Origin of the sequence: Saccharothrix texasensis, from assembly GCF_003752005.1 — a bacterium.
Classification (GTDB): domain Bacteria; phylum Actinomycetota; class Actinomycetes; order Mycobacteriales; family Pseudonocardiaceae; genus Actinosynnema; species Actinosynnema texasense.
The window spans coordinates 1,279,458-1,296,942 of sequence record NZ_RJKM01000001.1; the positions used below are offsets into that span (position 1 = coordinate 1,279,458).

A 17,485-nucleotide genomic window follows, 5' to 3' on the forward strand; every position below is an offset into this window, starting at 1 on the left:
GAGGTGGTTCACCGGGCCTGCCGGTCCCACTGCCGCACGCCCGTGAGAGTTCGACAGGTTTCCGAAACTCTTCGGCGACCTTCGGCGACCTTCGGAGGACTTCGAAACCGGAAACGCCGGCACCAGGGCCGATGCATTCCGGACAAGTGAGCGGTCGACTGGTTTGCGCAATAGTGCGACAAGGGTTTCGCAACTTTACGAGAATTGTTGACAACGCGCCGGAGCCGGTCGAACACTGTCTGCATCGACAGACCCCGGACCGATGTCGATCGAGTCGCCCACCGCGACCGGCGCCGACCGCGCGAATTCCACGGATGGCGCTCCGCCGCAGTGTACGACACCGCAGTGCCGCGGCCACCTTTCCGGCCGTCGACCGGCACGCCGGTTTCGCCGCACGTCGGGTGGCCCTCGCTGGCCTCAACGAGGAGGAAGCACAAAAATGGATGACAACGCCCCTGCGCAGCCTTCGATCAGCCGCAGGACGTTCATCGGCGGCGCCGGAGCCCTGGCGCTCTCCTCCGGGCTGATCCTGCCCGGCACCGCCCAGGCCCAGACCGTCACCACGAACCAGACGGGCACCCACAACGGCTACTACTACTCGTTCTGGACCGACGCCCAGAACACCGTCTCCATGACCATGGGGTCGGGCGGGCAGTACAGCACCTCGTGGCGGAACACCGGCAACTTCGTGTGCGGCAAGGGCTGGAGCACCGGTTCCCGCCGGACCGTGCGCTACTCGGGCAGCTTCAGCCCCTCGGGCAACGGCTACCTGTGCCTCTACGGCTGGACGTCGGGCCCGCTCGTCGAGTACTACATCGTGGACAGCTGGGGCAACTACCGCCCCACGGGCACCCACCGGGGCACGGTCACCAGCGACGGCGGCACGTACGACATCTACCAGACGATGCGCTACAACGCCCCGTCCGTGGAAGGCACCAAGACGTTCCCCCAGTTCTGGAGCGTCCGCCAGCAGAGGCGGGTCGGCGGCACCATCACCACGGGCAACCACTTCGACGCGTGGAGCCGGGCCGGCATGCAGCTGGGCAGCTTCCGCTACTACATGATCATGGCGACCGAGGGCTACCAGAGCAGCGGCAGCTCGAACATCACCGTGAGCTAGGCACGCGGACCCGGTGGCGCGGCGGCGACCAGGCCGCCGCGCCACTTCGCTGTCGGGCCACCCCCGACGCGGGCGGCCCGCCCCCGGGTCAGGAACCCGGCGGCGGGCCGATCCCGAAGTCCGCGAACAGCCCGTCGAGCACGTCCGCGAACACGTCGGGCCGGACCAGCGGACCCAGGTGGTCCAGGCCGGGCACGTCGAACAGCCGGCCCGAGGGCAGCCCGGCGCACGCCGCCGCGAGCGAGTCGCCGGTCACCACCACCGACTCGGTCCCGCGCAGGAACACCGTCGGGCACCGCACCGCCGGCAGCGCCTCCCGCCACGGGCACGAGATCGCGGTCCGGAACAGCTGCGCCTCCACCTCGGGCGCGCACCGCAGCCGCACCCCGCCGGCCGGGTCCTCGACCAGGCCCGAGTCGACGTAGTCGGCGAGGACGTCCGGCGCGAGCCGGGACAGCGGCGGCCGGGCGGACCAGCGGGCGAGCGCGTCGACGCGGGACGGGAACACCGCGCGCCGCCGGGCCGCCGCTTCGGCGAACACCGGGTCGTGCCGGGTCGCGAGGATCGGTTCGAAGCAGACCAGCAGGTCGAACGTGCCCGGCGCCCGCGCCTGCGCCAGCAGCAACGCCGTCGCGCCCAGCGAGTGGCCGACGCCGATGAGCGGTCCGGCGCCCAGCGCGCGAGCGGCGCCGAGGACGTCGTCGGCGAACACGCCCCAGTCGGCGTCCTCGGCCAGCGGCGGCGCGGCGCCGTGGCCGCGCAGGTCGAGGGCGGCGGCGCGCACCGGTGTCCGCAGGTGTTCCACCGCTGTCCGCCACACGCGTCCGGTAAAGCCCGCCGCATGGCAGAACAATGCCGTCCGAATGGGCCCGCCCGATTGTCGGGGATCGTTCAGGAAATAGCGCGCCGAGTCGGATCGGCCGAGGTCGGCGGCGTTGTCCACGGGGCCCCTTCGGAAATCCGATCGATGGGCTGGCACACCCGCCGGACAGCCTCTACGATCAGCGCCGGTAACGATCCGGTTCGGTGATCCACCGCGGTCGTGTTCCACCATAGTGGAATGGGCGACCGAGGCGGCGGCGACGCCGACTGCTGCGCGCGGGCACCACCCCACCCCTGTCGTGCTCGACCGGCGCAGCGACGTGCCGCTCCCGCACGACTCCCCTCGGTGAAGGGCGCAGTGTGAACCCGACCCCGGTACCGGGCCTGGTCTCGGTCGTCATGTTGGTCCGCAACCGCCTGGAGCACACGCGCCGGGCGTTGGCGTCCCTCGCCCGCGCGTCCGGCGAGTTCGAGGTCGTCGTGGTCGACAACGGGTCCGACGACGGCACCACCGAGCACCTGGCCGCGCTGGAGCACCCGCGAGCCCTCACCGTCCTGCGCCACGAGGACGACCGCGGCGGCAGCGAGCGGCGCAACGTCGGCGCGGCGGTGGCGCGCGGCGAGTTCCTGCTCTTCCTCGACAACGACGTGCTCGTCGACGACCCCGACGTCGTCGAGGTGCTCGCCGCCGAGCTGACCGCCGACCCGGGGCTCGGCGCGGTGTCGCCGCTGCTGCTCTACCCCGGCGACCGCGAGCTGGTGCAGTGCGCGGGCGGCGCGTCCACCGCCGACGGCCGCATCGGGCCCGTGGGGCGCGGCAAGCCCCTCGGCGCGGAGCACCGCGCGCACCGCGAGCAGTCGTGGGCGCCCACCGCCGCGCTGATGGTGCGGCACAGCTCGTTCCGCCGGGTCGGCGGGTTCGACGAGTCGTTCGACCCGGTGTCGCTGTGCGAGGACGTGGACCTGTGCTGCCGCCTGCGCGCGGACGGCGAGCGGCTGCGCTACGTCGGTTCGGTGGCGATGCGGCACTTCGAGGGCACCACGTTCAACCACGTCGGCCACGACAAGCTGCCCATCTGGAAGCGCCACATGCGGGTGATCCGCAGCCGTTGGGCGGAGCTCTTCGCGACGGGGCCGACGCACGCGGCGGCGGACCTGGAGTGGGTGCCGGTCGAGAAGGACTACACCGACCTGGACCGGCCGCGGGTGTCGGTGCTCGCCGACCCGGGTGCCGCCGCGGCGGACCTCAGCTTCTTCGCCAGCGACCGCGCGCTGGCCACCGCCGAGCCCGCCGACGTGCGGGTCGTGGTCGTCGGGACGGACCCGGTGCCGGCGGTGCGCGGCGTGCGCGTGGTCGGCGTGGCCGATCCCGACCTGCGCGCGTTGCTGCCCGCCGCACGGGCGCACGGCGCCCCGTGGGCGTTGCGGGACGGCACGCGGCTGGTGGAGACGGTCCCCGCCGAGGGTGTCGTGGTGACGGCGCCGGACACGGCGGCGGCGCTGACCGCGTTGCGCCGAGGGCTGCACGTGCTGCTGGGCAAGCGGGCCGTGGACGACCTGGCGCGCCTGGTCGAGGCGGCGCGGCAGGCGCCCGGCCGCTGCTCGGTCGACCTGCCGTGGGCGCACCACCCGGCGCTGGTGGAGCTGGGCAAGGCGGTCGCCGAGGGCGGCGCGGAGGGCTTCGCGGTGCGCCTGGCCCGGCCCGGGGGCCACGACCTCGTCACCGAGCTCGGCCCGGACGCGCTGGACGCCGTCGAACGGGTGCTCGGCGTGCCCGTGACCGACGTGCGCACGGTGGAGGCGACCCGGTCCCGGGTGCGGGCCGTGGCGGTGGCCGGCGGGGTGACCGGGTCGATCGAGCTCGTCCGGGGCGAGACCCGGTTCCACTTCTCCGTCACCGGCGCCTCGGCCGCGGACCTGGTCGCGCCGCCGGTGAGCGGCGCGTACGCGGACTTCGTCGCCGCGCTGCGCGGCGGGCCGCCGCCGTCGACCGGGCTGGACGCGGTCGCCGGCCTGTTCGACGTGGTGCTGGAGTGGCGTTCGGCGGTGGCCGCGCTCCGCACGACCCCGTGACCTCCCCCGCTCCCGGGCGGGCCCGAGCAGGAAGAGCCCTGGGATGAACCTGGTCGACGTGCTGCGTGCCGGAGCCGACGCCGGAGGGTGGCTGGACCGGCCCGCCTACGAGGTGGACGGCGCCATGCTGACGCACGCCGACGTGTACGCCGGTGCGGGACGCGTCGCCGGCGCCCTGGCCGGCGCGGGCGTGCGGCCCGGCGACCGGGTCGCGCTCGTGCTGGACGACGGGCCGGACTTCGTCCTGGCGTTCCTGGGCGCCGCGCACGCGGGGGCCGTGGCCGTGCCGGTCAACCCCCGGCTGCACCCCGACGAGCTGCGCCGGGTGCTGGACGCCGCCGGACCGGCGCTGGTCGTGGGCCGGCCGGGGTTCTCGGCGGCCGGGTTCGCGGTGGCCGCCTTCGCCGAGCTCGACGGCGGTGAGCCGGTGCCGGTCACGCCGCGGGCCCCGGACGACCAGGTGTACGCGACGTTCACCTCGGGCACGACCGGCGTGCCCCGCCTGTGCCCGCAGCTGCACGGCGACCCGATCGTGCACCACCGCTCGTTCGCCGTGCCGGCGCTGGAGCTGGGTCCGGACGACGTCGTGCACTCGGTGTCGAAGATGTACTTCGCCTACGGCCTGAGCAACTCCCTGTTCTTCCCGCTGCTCAGCGGCAGCCGCGTGGTGCTGAACCCGGAGGCGCCGCTGGTGGACGACGTGCTGGCGATCGTGGACAAGTACGACGTCACCGCCCTGTTCGCGGTGCCGACGTTCTACCGCAAGCTCGTCGCCCATCCCGGCGGCGACCGGCTGGCGAAGCTGCGCATCGCCGCCACCGGGGGCGAGGTACTGTCCGCCGCGCTCGAGGAGCGCCTGATGGAGGTCCTCGGCGACCGCCTGCTCAACGGCATCGGCACCACCGAGGTCGGCCAGGCGTTCACCCACAACACCCGCGCCGCGCGCCGCGTCGGCACCGCGGGACGTCCCCTGCCGCCGTTCGAGGTGCGCGTGGTGGACGAGCGGGACGAGCCCGTCGAGCCGGACGTGACCGGTCGACTGCAGGTGCGCGGCCCGACGATCACGCTCGGCGTCCACGAGGACGGCACCGCGATGCGCGCCGACGACTGGTACGCCACCGGTGACCTGGCCTCGATCGACGTCGACGGCTACGTGACCGTCATCGGCCGCCTGGACGACCTCGAGAACGTCGGCGGGATCAAGGTCCACCCGCTGGAGGTCGAGAACCTCCTGGCCGGCCACTCGCTGGTGCGCGAGGCGGCCGTCTGCGCGGTCGCCGACGACGGCGGTTCGACCCGGCTGCTGGCGTACGTGGTGCGTGCCGACGGTCCGATCGGGGACGACGACCTGGCCGAGTCCCTGATCGCCCTGGCCCGCCGGGACCTGACGGCGTACAAGGTGCCGCGCCGGGTCGTCTTCGTGCCGTCCCTGCCCCGCACCGGCTCGGGCAAGCTGCGCCGCCACGTCGTGCGGACCTGGCGACCCTGAACCCGGGTGTCACGTTCGCCGCCGCCGTGACGACGAACCAGTGCACACCTCGGACAGGAAGGTCGACGATCCATGACGCGAACCAGTGGCGACGTGCAAGCACTCGACGGCGGCGGCCCGCCCTCGGTCGCCGACGTCGACGAGATCGCCGCCCACCCCGACCCGGTCGTCCGCAACCTCCGGATCACCCACTGCTACCACCGGCTGTCGCGGGCGCTGGCCGACCGGACCGGCGGGTCGGCGAACTGGTGCACGTTCGCCGTGTGGGCGTCCAAGCAGGTCGGCCAGACCATCCGGCAGGAGGACCCGGCCCGGGTGCTCGACCGGATGCTGACGTCCTCCCCCGAGGCGACCGCCGCCGTCGACCTGCTGCTGCACAGCCTGCGACGGGCCGTTCCCCGCCAGGTCCTCGAGCACGCCGACCGGTCGGTGCGCCGCGCCGTGGTGGCCGCCGCCCGGCTCGACGTGGCCGGTGAGGCGTCCGCGCGGGGCAACCTCAAGGTCTTCGAGGAGATCGCCCGCGAGTTCGCCCGCTTCCTGGCCGAGGCCGCCGACGACGTCGACGGGTTCGGCGCCGCGCTGCGCCCCGGAGAGCCGCCCGAGGGCCAGCGCTACCTCCGGCAGGCGTTCACCCGCTACCACCGGGCGATGTCCGCGGTCGACCCGAAGGAGCGGGCCGAGCTGCTGCTCCTGGCCAACCTCGAGATCGGCCTGCACGAGCAGACCCGCCTGCAACCGGAGATCACCGCGGCCCTGCAAGCGCCCCTGATCGACCCGCGCGACCTCGAACGCCGCCTCCTGGACCTGCTCCTGCCCGGCAACCGGGTGGTCAAGTGGCTGCGCCGGGTGCTGCTGACCGTCCTCGGCCGCCGCACGCCCGTGCGGCTGGCCGTCGAGCGGCTCGCCGACCAGGCCCGCGCGCTGGCTCGTCGGGTCGTCACCGAGCACCTCATGACGATGGCGCTGCCGGGCGGCGAGCTGCTGGACCTCAGCGAGGACCTGTCCGCCGAGTTCCCGCCGCTGCTCGCCCACCTGACCGACCCCGAGCTGCTCGCCCTGCTCGACACGGTCGACCCGACGTCCGACAGCCTGCTCGACACCGCCGCCCGCGACTGGTCGGACCTGCCCGACCGGATGCACTACATCGCCGACCTCTTCCGCTGCCACGCCTACCGGGCCGACCTCCTCGACCCGCCGTTCACCCCGGAGCAGGTCGCGGACCTCACGAGCGGACGTCTCCCGACCGGACGCCTCTGAGGCCCGCGCCGGTTGCGGGGCCCCGACCATCGGCAGGACCGGTGTCGCCGTCGAACGGCGCCACCGTCCACCGAGGAGGGCGCGGTGGCGGCTTCCACGGCGGCGCTGCCGGCGGGTCCGGCCATCGTCGCGGGCGCGGAACTCGTGGTGCGCCAGTGCTGCTCGTGCCGGCGCAGGTCACCACGATCGTGTCCCACCGTGCGCGGTGACCGGTCGCACGCCCTGGGGAACCTGTTCGGCTCCAGCGTGGTCACCATCGTCCTCATGTGCGTGCCCGCCTTCTTCACCCGCAGGCAGCTGAGCCGCTGGGAGGGTGCGGCCTCCCTCGCCTACACGACCTGGCTCGTCACGACGCGGCTGTGAGCGCGCCACGACGCCGTCACTCGATCGGGGAGTTTGCCGACGGTGCAGGTAGGACCCTTTTGCGGGCCCACCGACCCGGACCTACCGTGATTGTACCATGCCGGATCCTGCGCGGGACGACCACCGGACGCGAGCGCCGCGACCGGGACTCCCCGTGCGCGGGACCCGACCGCCGAGGCGCACATGACCGACACCGGCGACCACCGGCACGTCCGCGCACCGTCGCTCGTGGACGCGACCGTGCCGCTGGTCGCGCTGGTGGCGCTGATCGGCGGCTCGCTGGCCCTGTTCGGACTGGCCGCCCTCGACGGACCCATCCAGGTCGCGCTGATCCTCTGCGCGATGGTCGCGGCCCTGGTCGTGCTCAAGAACGGCCACCGCTGGGTCGAAGTCCAAGCCGCGGGCCAACGCGCGCTCACCTCCATCACCAGCGCGCTGTTCATCCTGCTGGCGGTCGGCGCGCTGATCGGCACGTGGAACCTGTCCGGCACCATCCCGACGCTGGTCTACTACGGCATCCAGGTCCTCTCCCCCACCTGGTACTACGCGGCGACCGCGGCGATCTGCGGCATCGTCGCGATGTCGATCGGCAGCTCGTGGACGACGACGGGCACGATCGGCGTCGGCCTGGTCAGCATCGCCCTGATGCTCGGCCTGTCGCCCGGCATCACCGCCGGCGCGGTCATCTCGGGCGCCTACCTCGGCGACAAGCTCTCCCCGCTGTCGGAGACGACCGTCCTCACCTCGCAGATCGCCGGGGTCGACGTCTACGAGCACATCAAGCGCCAGGCGTGGACCTCGCTGCCCGCGTTCGGCCTCGCGTTCGTCCTGTTCGCGCTGATCGGCCTGTTCTGGGGGCCGACGCCCACCGACACCGGCGACACCACCTCCGAGCTGACCGCGCTCGGCGACATCTACTGGATCACCCCGCTCAACCTGCTGCCGCTGGTGCTCCTCGCGGTCCTGTCCGTCCGCAAAATCCCCGCGTCCCTGGCCCTGATGGCCTCCGCGCTCTTCGCCGGCGCCCTCGCCGTGTTCACGCAGCACGACGTCGTGCGCGCGTTCGTCGCCGAGCCCGGCCTCGACCCGGTGCGCACCGGCATCCGGGCCGTCTGGCAGGCCCTGGCCACCGGTTTCGCGATGGACTCCGGGATCGGCGACATCGACCGGTTGCTGTCGCGCGGCGGCATGGACAGCATGCTGCTCACCCTCTGGCTGATCATCGGCGCGGTCACCTTCGGCACCGTGCTGGAGGAGTTCGGCCTGATCAACCGCCTGATCGACCCGCTGATCCACGCGGCGAAGGGCACCGGCAGGCTGTTCGCCGCGGTGTTCGCCACCGCGTTCGGGCTCAACGTCGTGGCGGGCGACCAGTACATCGCGCTCGTGCTGCCGTCCAAGGTCTTCCGGGCCGAATTCGCCAAACGCGGACTCGCGCCGACCAACCTGTCGCGGCTGGCCGCCGACAGCGGCACCGTCACCTCGCCGTTGGTGCCGTGGAACTCGTGCGGCGCGTTCATGAGCGCGGCGCTGGGCGTGTCGACGCTGCTGTACCTGCCGTTCTGCTTCTTCAACATCGCGAGCCCGCTGCTGAGCGTGGCCTACGGGTTCACCGGGTTCCGGATCGAAAGGGTGCGGCCGACCGGCGCCGAGCCGGCCGACGCGTGAACAGGTGGCGACGATGACCGTGACCGAGACCGAGAAGTCGCAGCAGATGCCGTTGCTCACCCTGACCGCGATGGTGGTCGGCTCGATGGTCGGCGCGGGCGTGTTCTCGCTGCCGCGCAACTTCGCCCAGGCCACCGGCGTGCTCGGCGCGATCGTCGCCTGGGTGATCGCGGGCGTCGGCATGCTCATGCTGGCGTTCGTGTTCCAGACCCTCGCGGTGCGCAAACCCGAGCTCGACGCCGGCGTGTACGCCTACGCGAAGGCCGGGTTCGGCGAGTTCCCCGGCTTCTTCTCCGCGTTCGGGTACTGGGCGAGCGCGTGCGTCGGCAACGTGAGCTACTGGGTGTTGATCAAGTCGACCCTCGGCACGGCGATACCCGGCCTGGGCGAGGGGAACACCGTGCTGGCGGTGGCGATCTCGGCCCTCGGCGTGTGGGCGTTCCACTACGTGATCACGCGTGGCGTCAAGGAAGCCGCGGCGATCAACCGGATCGTCACGATCGCCAAGCTGGTGCCGATCCTGGTGTTCGTGGTGATCCTCGCCGTCACGCTGAAGGCCGACGTGTTCTCGGCCAACTTCTGGGGCGGCACCGAACCGTCGGCCGGCGCGCTGTTCGAGCAGGTCCGCTCCACGATGCTGGTCACGGTGTTCGTCTTCCTCGGCGTCGAGGGAGCCAGCGTCTACTCCCGCTACGCCCGCAAGCGCACCGACGTCGGCCGCGCGACCGTGCTCGGCTTCCTCAGCGTGCTCGCGCTGTTCGCGTCGGTGACCCTGCTGTCCTACGGCGCGTTGGGCAAGGACGACCTCGGCGAACTGCGGCAACCGTCGATGATGGGCGTGCTGGAGTCGGTCGTCGGCACGTGGGGCTCGGTGTTCATCGGCCTCGGCCTGATCATCTCGGTGCTCGGCGCCTACCTGGCGTGGACGCTGATGGCCGCCGAGGTGCTGTTCGTCGCCGCGAAGGACGACGACATGCCGCGCTTCCTCAAGCGCGAGAACCGCCAGGGCGTGCCCATCGCGGCGCTGGTGATGACGAGCGTGCTCATCACCGCGGTGCTCGCCGTGACCGTGTTCTCCGACGACGCCTTCACCTTCACCCTCAAGCTGTGCAGCTCGCTGTCGCTCATCCCGTACCTGCTGGCCGCCGGGTACGCGCTGCGGATCGGCACCGGCGGCGAGGACCGGGAACGCGCCGGGCGGCGCAAGGAGATCGCGGTCGCGGCCCTCGCGGTCGTCTACACCCTGTTCCTGATCTTCGCGGCCGGCATCGAGTTCCTGCTGCTGTCGTTCGTCATCTACGCGCCGGGGACGGTCCTGTTCGTGATGGCGCGGCGCGAACAGGGCAGGCGCGTGTTCTCCGGCCCCGAACTGGTGCTGTTCATCGTCGCGGTCGTCCTGGCCGTGTCCGGCGTGATCGGCCTCGCCACCGGTCTGATCGTCATCTAACGAGAGGGACAAGGACATGACCGACACGGCTCAGCGCCCGTCCGCGGCGTACGGCGTGCACTCCGAAGTCGGCACGCTGCGCAAGGTGCTCGTCTGCGCGCCGGGCCTCGCCCACGCCCGACTGACCCCGACCAACTGCGACGCCCTGCTGTTCGACGACGTCATGTGGGTCCAGAACGCCCGCCGCGACCACTTCGACTTCATGGCCAAGCTGCGCGAACGCGGCGTCGACGTCGTGGAGCTGCACAACCTGCTCGCCGAGACCCTCGACGTGCCGGGCGCGAAGACCTGGCTGCTGGACCGCAAGATCGTCGCCGACGAGGTCGGGATCGGCCTGGTCGACGACACGCGCGCGTTCCTGGAGAGCCTGGAGCACCGCAGGCTGGCGGAGTTCCTGATCGGCGGGCTCTCCACGACCGACCTGCCACCGGACTTCCGCCCCGGCTACCTCGCCCTGGCCCGCGAGTCGGCGGGCGTGCCCGAATACCTGATGCCGCCGCTGCCCAACACCCTCTACACCCGCGACACCACCTGCTGGCTCTACGGCGGCGTGACCCTCAACCCCCTCTACTGGCCCGCGCGGCACGACGAGACGCTGCTGATGAAAGCGGTCTACGAGTTCCACCCGGACTTCGTCGGCTCGACCGTCTGGTGGGGCGATCCCGAGCGGAGCTGGGGCCTGTCCACGTTGGAAGGCGGCGACGTCATGCCGGTGGGCAACGGCGTCGTGCTGGTCGGGATGAGCGAGCGGTCCTCCCGCCAGGCCATCACCCAGCTGGCCGCCACCCTGTTCGAGCAGGGCGCCGCCGAACGCGTGATCGTCGCCGGCATGCCGAAGCTGCGCGCGGCCATGCACCTGGACACCATCTTCACCTTCGCCGACCGCGACTGCGTGACCACGTTCCCCGACATCGTCGACGGCATCCACCCGTTCACCCTGCGCCCCGGAGACCCGATCGAGGTGACGGAGGAGAAGCAGTCCTTCGTCGACGTGGTCGCCGATGCCCTGAACCTGTCGAAGCTGCGCATCGTGGAAACGGGCGGCGACACCTACGCCGCCGAACGCGGCCAGTGGGACAGCGGCAACAACCTGGTCGCCGTCGAACCCGGCGTGGTCGTCGCCTACGACCGCAACACCCACACCAACTCCCTGCTCCGCAAAGCCGGCATCGAAGTCATCACCATCGTCGGCGCCGAACTGGGCCGCGGCCGCGGCGGCGGCCACTGCATGACCTGCCCCATCTCCCGAGACCCAATCGACTACTGACCCTCCCTCTCCTTTCCCTCCGAATCGGAGCCGACAAAACCTGTCCACAACCCATCCACCACCGGCACGAACGCCGACTGCAACAAAATCAATTCACCCCGCCCCTACTTCACCCGAGCAAGCCGACCCACTCCTCGCCCCCCACCACGATGGAACGCGCACGGCATCACATCAGCCTCTTCAGCGACGCCCAGAAGGGGCATCACCTACGGCACCGTGAGCATCCCTGCCCCCAAACAGGAACCGGCCCCGTGTCCAGGTGCACACGGGACCGGTCGTAGCAGCGCCGTAACGCTGCCGTGATCAGGGGTTCTGCGTATCGGTATTCGCAGCTCGCGCAACAAGGGCACTGGCCGCGACGTGAGCCCGATCAAGGCCCACGGCGAGCAGTGTGGCGCGAATAACCGAGACAGGAACGCGGTTCCTCAGCGCCAGCGCGGTGCGCTCGGTCTCGATGTCAAGCCGAGTCGCGACGTCGGCCGGAAGCATGACCGGGACCAGATCCGTCACGTCGTCGTAGATGAGAGGTGGAACATCATTAGTCACCGCGCCAGCGTCGCCGGTCGGAACAACAAATACCAGTGCCCAATAGGCTGACAATGCCCCCGCCACCGACCCCCTGTCCGGCCCCAACACCACCGCCACCCCTCACCACGTGCCCTCCCCACCTCTCCCGCCACCCCCACCGGCCTCCACCAACCCACCCCACTGCCCGCGCCTCCACAGCCCCTCAACCACCCAACCCTCCAACCTCACCCTCTGACCAGCCAAAACTCCAACGGCCCACCAACCAGCCCCCCCGATTTGGACCACGGAAGACGATCATGTAATCTATGCCCACACCACGGCGAGAGCCGAGTCCGGGTGGCGGAATGGCAGACGCGCTAGCTTGAGGTGCTAGTCCCCGAAAGGGGGTGGGGGTTCAAGTCCCCCCTCGGACACATAATTTGCCCCGCGAGATATTTCCAGGTCATCTGGAAGTCTCGTGGGGCTTTGTGTTTCCCGACGCTGCTTCGACCCTACCTGATGGTCGCTGCTCGTCGGGTGTCTGCCGGTGCGAGGGCAGGAGCAGTGGGCGGCGTCCGGCTCGTCCCACGACCTGTCGCCCGCGGTCGCCGCCGTCCTCGTCCGGCGGCGGGTACGCAACTCCCCCGGCCCGGGATGCGTCCCGCGAACGGGTGGCGCGGAGGGTGACATGGAACCTGGTCTGCCGGTGTCGACCCTGCGGCGCTGCGGGAGGGAGCGGTCGCCGGAGAGGCCGGCGCGTGGGGCGAGTTCCGTCAGCCGGTGCATCGACCTGGCCTGCGGGCGCGTCGGGCTGATCCGCCGCCGAGGCCGTCGCACAACTCAAGGCCAGTAGAAGTTGTTTGCCCGCATTTCCACGATCTCCGGTCCCGTTCCCGCGAGGGGCGGGCTGCGGTGCCAGGCGCCTGCGTGGTGTGCGCACTCGCCTGGTATCGCCGCGGCCGAGCAGAGCGACCCCGGCGGCGTCGCAGCGGAAGACGAGTCCGAGCTCGTCGACCAGCCGTGTGGTCTGCTCCGGGCCTGGGTTGTCCGCGATGCCCACGGCGGTGAGGTGTTCGGCGATACAGCCGAGCAGGTGATCCTCGCGCAGGTACAGGTTGCCCGGCGCACCCTCCGGTCGGGTACGGGCGCTGGTGTGACCGTGACGGCACCGGTACGCGGCACGACCGTGGGAACGGTGCGAGTCCATCTTCCGCCCACACAACCCGCATTGAAGCCTGCCCGCCAACAAGTAGACGCACTCGCCGCCATCGGCGTCGGCACGGCTCGTGCTGTTCCTGGTGGCCTGGATGGTCTGGGCGGTGACGAAGTCCTGCTCGGACACCAGCGGGGTGTGGGCGATGCGGGTCGAGATCGCCCAGTCGTGCTGCTCGTTTCGCACGCTCGTCCGACGACCGCTCGGTAAGCGGGTGGCGCGGTCGGCGCTCGTGCGGTTCCATACCTGACGACCGGTGTAGCGCGGATTGCCGAGGATCTCCACCACCGTACGCAGCGACCAGCCCACATCGCCCCTATGCCGGTCGCGTTCCGCGTCCGCGCTCGACGGGCTGGGCACGGCCTGTTCGTTGAGGTGGCGGGCGATGCCTGCGGCACTGTGCCCGGCCAGACGTAACGAGAAGATCAGCTTCACGGTGGGAGCGGTGTCCGGGTCGGGCACGAGCCGCTGCTGCCGCACCCCGCGCCGCGCCAACGCCCGATTCGGATGCGGCCCGGCGTCGACGAGCCGGTAGCCGTAGGGCGGCCTGCCGCCGAGGTAACGGCCCTGCTCGACGGTCTGCATCCGCATCGCGGTGACGACCCGGTGCCGGGAACGCAGCACCTCCGTGAGCGAACGCTTCGCCAGCAACGCCAGCAGCGCTTCGTGAGCGGGGTTGCCGAAGTCCACCGGCCCCTCGGCCTCCGGCAGCCACAGCTGCACCCCGTACAGCCTCAACACCGCACGCAGCTCGCGCACCTGAGCGCCGTCGAGGAACGCACGCTCGTACTCCCCCACCACCACCGCGTCGACCTGGTCGGCGTTGGCCGCGATGTAGCGCAGCATCGCCGCCGCCCGAGGCCGTAGATGCCACGGCACCTGACGGGAACACCCGACCTCGAAGTACTCCCCCACGATCACACCGTGCCCGCCGGTGAGCCTCCGGGACACATCCAGCTGCCACGCCCGCGACGTGCGCGGGTCCTGGTGCTCACGAGTGGAAGCCCGACCGTAGAACAGAAACCGCAGACTGCCGACAGGAGTCGCATCCATGGCCGGGATGCCCGGCGGGACCGTGGCGGCGATCCACTCGGCAAGCGTGGTCGGACGGGACAGTGCGGACACCGACATGGCGCGGTCCTCGACATCGGAACGGGGATTGGACGCCGAGGTGACGAGGCGCCTTCGCCACGATGACAAGGAAGTCCAGATATACGCCCGATCGGAGCAGCCCGAGCCGCCTGTGCTTGTCTGAACAGCTGCGGCATACGCGTATCTGACCGTGCCTGGTGGCGTCGATACCCACGGCAAGTCGCTGCTCGAGAGCACGGAACCGCGCTGCCGCGGGCTTGACGTCGGCTTCAGTCTCTCGCGCACCGACGCCGACCAACCCCAGGTCGACCGCTCAACCGCTGTCCGGGTTGGCGCTGGTGAAGTGGTCGAGCTCGTCGAGCTGCTGTTGGACGCGGTCGGCGTCGGCGTCGCGGCCTTGTTCCCGGTACAGCTGCAGTGCCTCCCGCCACACGGTGCGGGCCTGCTCGTGCCAGGCGAGGGCGGCGTGGGAATGGCCCACGCTGTCGAGGTTTTCCGCGACCGTGTAGGTGTTGCCGATGCCGCGGTTCAGGGTGAGGGCCTGCTGGTAGTGGTCGAGGGCCTGGTGGTGATCGCCGGTGTGGTGGGCGATGTAGCCCAGGCTGTCCAGGGTGTCCACCTCGCCGTCGAGGTTGTGGTGGTGTCGGTGCAGGGTGAGGGCGGCCTGGCAGTGCTCGCGGGCGGTATCGAACCGGCCCAGGCGCGCGGCGTACCAGCCCACCGCGTTAAGCGCGACGGCTTCCCACACCGGCTGGTCGAAGACGCGAATGAGGTCGAGGGCGTGGTGGGCGTGCTCCAGGGCCTGCCGGTCGTCCCCCCGCTGTTCCCAGGCGGACGCGAGTGCCCGGTGGGTGTGGGCCTGTTCGGTGGGGTCGTGGTGGCGCACGGCCAGGTCCAGGGCCCGCTCCAGGTGGGGGGTGGCCTGTTCGTGCAGGCCCAGCCGGGAGCAGGCACGGCCGAGGAACCGGTGGGCGCGGCTGTGGGTGGCGGGGTCGGGCAGGTGGTCGGCGGCCTCCAGCGCGGCCTGCCACGTGGTGATCGCGTCGTGCCGGTGTCCTCGCCGGAGGTGGAAGGCGTGCAGGTTCCAGGCCAGGTGCCAGACGGTGTGGTGGTGGCCGAGGGTGGCGGCGGTGCGTTGGGTGGCCAGCAGGGTGGCGTGCTCGGCGTCCAGCCAGGCCAGCGCCGCGGCGGCGTCGGGCAGCGGGTGCGGGTGCACGCCGGGCGCGGGCGGCTCGGGCCGCACGAGCGCGCCGTGGGGGTCCAGGAGGCGGGCGGCGGTGTGGGCGGTGTGCAGGTGGAAGTCCCCCACCCGGGTCAGGGCCGCTTCTCTCACGTGCTCGGGCAGGGTGGTGTGGGCGGTGGTGGTGGCGTAGCGGCGGACCAGGTCGTGCATCGCGTACCGCCCGCCCGGCCGTCGTTCCAGCAGTGAGGCGTTCTCCAGCCCGTTCAGCGTCCTGCGGGTGAGGCGGTCGGGTAGGCCGGTGAGGGCGGCGGTGGCGGGCGGGGTGGTGTCGGGGCCGGGGGCGATGCCCAGCAGCGCGAACACGGTGCGTTGGGTGTCGGTGAGGTGGCGCAGGGACCAGGACAGCACGGTGGGCAGGCTGGCGGCGGGGTCGGTGTCGTGGTCGAGGGCCTCCAGTCCGAGGTCGCGCAGGTCGGCGGCGGTCTCGGCCAACGCGACGTCGGGGTGGGGCTCGGCGGTGCGGGCGATGATCGACAACGCCAGTGGGTGGCCCCCGCACAGCCCGATCAGCTCGTCCACGGCCTCGGGTTCGGTGGCGACGCGGTCGGCGCCCAGGCGGGCGGCCGGCAGGCCGCGGGCCTCGTCGCGGTCCAGGATGTCCAGGGGCAGGTGTCGGGCGCCGTGCCGGTCGATCAGCGAGGCGAGCAGGTGACGGCCGGTGACCAGCACGGTGCAGGACGGCGAGCCGGGCAGCAAGGGTGCGACCTGGTCGCTGGTGGCGGCGTTGTCCAGCACGATGAGCATCCGCCGCCCGGCCACCAGGCTGCGGTAGAGCGCGGCCTGGGCGTCGAGGTCGGCGGGGATGCGGTCGGGGTCGACTTCGAGGGCGTCGAGGAATCCGCGCACCGCCGTCGCCGGGTCCATCAGGTCGCCGGCGGGGCTGAAGCCGTGCAGGTCCACGAACAGCTGCCCGTCGGGAAACCGCTCCAGGTGCCGATATGCCCACGCCAGGGCGAGCCAGGTCTTGCCGATACCCCCGGCCCGCCGATCGCCGAGACCAGCACTGTCGTCCCCGCACCTGCCGGGCCGGTGGTGGAGGCTGCGGTGGTCGGCTCCCGCGTATCGGCGCCTGGTCCCCGCGGTGTGGCGGCGTGGGTCAGGGCGCGGTCCAACCGGGCGAGTTCCGCGGTCCGGCCGGTGAACAGTCCCGGTGCGGCGGGCAGCTGCCGCGGGATGACCGGCGCGGGTCGCGGTGGTGGCGGGTGCAGGTTCAGGCTGCCGTGCACCACGCCGACGGCGGCACCGTGGTCGGTGGCGACCAGATCACCGTGGATGTTCGTCATTGCCGCGGTGCCGGCGGCAGGGGTGGGGCCGGGGCGAGGCGGATTGGGCGCCGACGCGGTGTGCCCGTGGTCCGCGTCGGCTAGCAAGGGTTGTCCGGTTCTCCCGTCTGGGGCGGTGCGCTGATGGTGAGGTGGTCGCCGGTAGCGGCACCGATGGTGATGCCCCATGCCGCGCCGTTGACGCCACCGTGAATAGTCGTACTACGACCACCGGCCCCGCTGACACCCTCGTGGTGGCTGGAGGCTATGTCCCCGGTGCCGAGGTCGCTGGATTCGCCGTTGGTGCCTGTGGGTGTGCTGTTGTGTGGGGTTGGTGTGGTGGGGCCTGGTGGGTGGGTGACGCAGACTCCCGACCAGCGCGGAGTCCAGGGCCGGATACCCGGCGGGACGGTGGCGGCGATCCACTCGGCAAGCGTGGTCGGGCGTGACAGGGCTGACACCGACATGGCGCGGTCCTCGACATCGGAACGGGGGCTGACGCCGGGGGGGGACGAGGTGCCTTCGCCGCGATGACAAAGAACTCCTGATATATGCCCGATTGGAGCAGCTCGAGCCGCCCGGGCTTGTCAGAACGGCTGCGGCAACCGCGTGCCTGACCGTGATTGGTGACGTGGACGCCCCGGGCAAGTTGCTGCTCGATA

12 protein-coding genes and 1 tRNA gene are annotated in these 17,485 nt (G+C 71.6%); 9 read left to right on the top strand and 4 right to left on the bottom strand.

The features are described 5' to 3' along the window. Positions 1 to 439 precede the first annotated feature (439 nt). The gene (locus tag EDD40_RS04785) at positions 440 to 1,120 is read left to right on the top strand and encodes a glycoside hydrolase family 11 protein (RefSeq protein WP_123741811.1); all 681 of its coding nucleotides are present in this window, start codon (positions 440 to 442) and stop codon (positions 1,118 to 1,120) included. Positions 1,121 to 1,208: 88 nt separating this feature from the next. Here EDD40_RS04785 and EDD40_RS04790 read toward each other — a convergent pair whose 3' ends face one another. Continuing rightward, the gene (locus EDD40_RS04790; RefSeq protein ID WP_123741812.1) at positions 1,209 to 2,174 is read right to left on the bottom strand and encodes an alpha/beta fold hydrolase; all 966 of its coding nucleotides are present in this window, start codon (positions 2,172 to 2,174) and stop codon (positions 1,209 to 1,211) included. A gap of 128 nt (positions 2,175 to 2,302) precedes the next feature. On the opposite strand from EDD40_RS04790, the gene EDD40_RS04795 reads away from it, so the two are divergent. From EDD40_RS04795 to EDD40_RS04825, 7 genes are all read left to right on the top strand, one after another. Further along, complete coding sequence (locus EDD40_RS04795) at positions 2,303 to 4,015, top strand: glycosyltransferase (RefSeq protein WP_123741813.1); 1,713 nt, start codon at positions 2,303 to 2,305, stop codon at positions 4,013 to 4,015. A 43-nt stretch (positions 4,016 to 4,058) separates the two neighbouring features. Then, complete coding sequence (locus EDD40_RS04800) at positions 4,059 to 5,504, top strand: class I adenylate-forming enzyme family protein (RefSeq protein WP_123741814.1); 1,446 nt, start codon at positions 4,059 to 4,061, stop codon at positions 5,502 to 5,504. A gap of 72 nt (positions 5,505 to 5,576) precedes the next feature. Beyond that, positions 5,577 to 6,761: a hypothetical protein gene (locus tag EDD40_RS04805; protein ID WP_148088681.1), complete on the top strand. Its 1,185-nt coding sequence runs from the start codon at positions 5,577 to 5,579 to the stop codon at positions 6,759 to 6,761. Positions 6,762 to 6,845: 84 nt separating this feature from the next. Further along, the gene (locus EDD40_RS04810) at positions 6,846 to 7,124 is read left to right on the top strand and encodes a hypothetical protein (RefSeq protein WP_123741816.1); all 279 of its coding nucleotides are present in this window, start codon (positions 6,846 to 6,848) and stop codon (positions 7,122 to 7,124) included. 183 nt (positions 7,125 to 7,307) lie between these two features. Further along, positions 7,308 to 8,792 (top strand): Na+/H+ antiporter NhaC, encoded by a 1,485-nt coding sequence (gene nhaC, locus EDD40_RS04815; RefSeq protein WP_123741817.1) that lies wholly within the window; start codon positions 7,308 to 7,310, stop codon positions 8,790 to 8,792. Between the two features lie 13 nt (positions 8,793 to 8,805). Beyond that, positions 8,806 to 10,239, top strand: coding sequence for a basic amino acid/polyamine antiporter (locus EDD40_RS04820; protein WP_123747764.1), 1,434 nt, complete (start codon positions 8,806 to 8,808; stop codon positions 10,237 to 10,239). 16 nt (positions 10,240 to 10,255) lie between these two features. Continuing rightward, positions 10,256 to 11,506 carry an arginine deiminase gene (locus EDD40_RS04825; RefSeq protein WP_123741818.1) on the top strand — a complete coding sequence of 417 codons (1,251 nt, stop codon included), beginning with the start codon at positions 10,256 to 10,258 and terminating at the stop codon, positions 11,504 to 11,506. Between the two features lie 303 nt (positions 11,507 to 11,809). Here the strand turns inward: EDD40_RS04825 and EDD40_RS04830 are convergent, their stop codons facing one another. Then, entirely contained in the window at positions 11,810 to 12,151 is a 342-nt protein-coding gene (locus tag EDD40_RS04830) for a hypothetical protein (protein WP_123741819.1), read from the bottom strand. A 213-nt stretch (positions 12,152 to 12,364) separates the two neighbouring features. Here EDD40_RS04830 and EDD40_RS04835 point away from each other — a divergent pair. Then, a tRNA-Leu gene (locus EDD40_RS04835) sits at positions 12,365 to 12,447 on the top strand. Between the two features lie 29 nt (positions 12,448 to 12,476). Here EDD40_RS04835 and EDD40_RS04840 read toward each other — a convergent pair. Together EDD40_RS04840 and EDD40_RS04845 are read right to left on the bottom strand one after the other, a co-directional pair. Next, complete coding sequence (locus EDD40_RS04840; protein WP_123741820.1) at positions 12,477 to 14,357, bottom strand: recombinase family protein; 1,881 nt, start codon at positions 14,355 to 14,357, stop codon at positions 12,477 to 12,479. Positions 14,358 to 14,631: 274 nt separating this feature from the next. Next, entirely contained in the window at positions 14,632 to 16,461 is a 1,830-nt protein-coding gene (locus EDD40_RS04845; protein ID WP_342777753.1) for a tetratricopeptide repeat protein, read from the bottom strand. Positions 16,462 to 17,485: the final 1,024 nt, after the last annotated feature.

Bases quoted from the DNA above. Each gene is read 5' to 3' on its own strand.
- EDD40_RS04785 (WP_123741811.1), top strand. From the start codon at position 440: ATGGATGACAACGCCCCTGCGCAGCCTTCGATCAGCCGCAGGACGTTC.
- EDD40_RS04790 (WP_123741812.1), bottom strand. From the start codon at position 2,174: ATGGTGGAACACGACCGCGGTGGATCACCGAACCGGATCGTTACCGGC.
- EDD40_RS04800 (WP_123741814.1), top strand. From the start codon at position 4,059: ATGAACCTGGTCGACGTGCTGCGTGCCGGAGCCGACGCCGGAGGGTGG.
- EDD40_RS04805 (WP_148088681.1), top strand. From the start codon at position 5,577: ATGACGCGAACCAGTGGCGACGTGCAAGCACTCGACGGCGGCGGCCCG.
- nhaC (WP_123741817.1), top strand. From the start codon at position 7,308: ATGACCGACACCGGCGACCACCGGCACGTCCGCGCACCGTCGCTCGTG.
- EDD40_RS04820 (WP_123747764.1), top strand. From the start codon at position 8,806: ATGACCGTGACCGAGACCGAGAAGTCGCAGCAGATGCCGTTGCTCACC.
- EDD40_RS04825 (WP_123741818.1), top strand. From the start codon at position 10,256: ATGACCGACACGGCTCAGCGCCCGTCCGCGGCGTACGGCGTGCACTCC.
- EDD40_RS04840 (WP_123741820.1), bottom strand. From the start codon at position 14,357: ATGTCGGTGTCCGCACTGTCCCGTCCGACCACGCTTGCCGAGTGGATC.